This is a genomic window from Xenorhabdus innexi, assembly GCF_002632485.1.
Taxonomy (GTDB): domain Bacteria; phylum Pseudomonadota; class Gammaproteobacteria; order Enterobacterales; family Enterobacteriaceae; genus Xenorhabdus; species Xenorhabdus innexi.
Genome location: NZ_NIBU01000195.1, coordinates 1 through 1017 on the forward strand (window position 1 = coordinate 1; position 1017 = coordinate 1017).

The 1017-nt window shown below is 50.9% G+C and carries 1 protein-coding gene and 1 pseudogene; both read right to left on the minus strand.

The features are described 5' to 3' along the window. Positions 1-830, minus strand: an 830-nt coding sequence (locus tag Xinn_RS21020) for a phage protein (protein WP_099137824.1), incomplete at its 3' end; no start/stop codon positions are given. Then, positions 805-1017: pseudogene (locus Xinn_RS21025) on the minus strand (phage baseplate plug family protein); the annotation flags it as partial. The gene Xinn_RS21020 and the pseudogene Xinn_RS21025, both read right to left, overlap by 26 nt.

Sequence of the window (1017 nt, forward strand, 5' to 3'; positions counted from 1 at the left end):
TCCTTTTTCTTCTCCACTTTCTGATATCGCCCGCCAATGCAGGTGATTTTTGTCGCCCAGTTATCCCCCATCAAATCGCCGGAGTGCTCCAGTTCCGTGATTTTGTAATCCCCGTTATATTCAGGAATAATCGACTGCACCCGAACCAGCCCGCCAATACGCATCACCGGATTCAGCAGGCAAGTCACAGATAAACCGTCATCCGTTTTCTCCGGGCTGTCAATCATGCCGGTCTCCTGTGAGAGGACAAAGCCCTCGTTATCCGCCAGCACTTTATCTTTCGGCAGTACGGTCATGTTGCCGTCCTGCACTGACCAGTCAGCGCCATTATTCCGGGCGACTTTGTGCATGACATCGCGTGCATTGCCGGTTAACACTTTGCCACGGGGTAATGCCCGGTCTTTGGGCAGATCAATCACACTGTGACCGACTCGCATTGCTTTCGTGGCCTCCGCCAGAATACTGCTGTCTGTCGCGCCTGCTGCCAGTGTCTTATTCACCAGTGCCCCGGTGTACGCCGTATACCCATCCCCGCAGGTTAACTGGATAATAAAATCCAGTTCGTCCCGCAGTGTGATCGCTTCAATGATGTCCCCCATATAAATTACCCGTAATTCCTCATAACCAACGGCCAGACTGACGCGGTTATAAGTTTTGCTGGTGATGAGATTACGGTGTGAGGGATTGAGGTTGTAAATACGGATAGTGGCGGGGTTAGGTTCACTGTCTATTGTTTTAGTGATGTCGAAAGCGACTCTCAGGTTAGTGATTTCGACAGATTCTTTGCTGTTACCGATATTCAGTTTAACTTGTCGTCCGAATTGCCTCATGCCACGTTTCCTTATCGACAAAATAGAGTTTCAGCCGGTTGCCTAATTCCTCACGCCGGACGGAGTTGATCCCCAACCCAGCGCCGTCACTCATTAAGATGACGAACGGCAGATTCTTGGTCAGCAACGCCGGGCTGTTGACCGTCAGGCCGTACAGTTGCGCAATGAAGGTATCGCTATTGGTTTC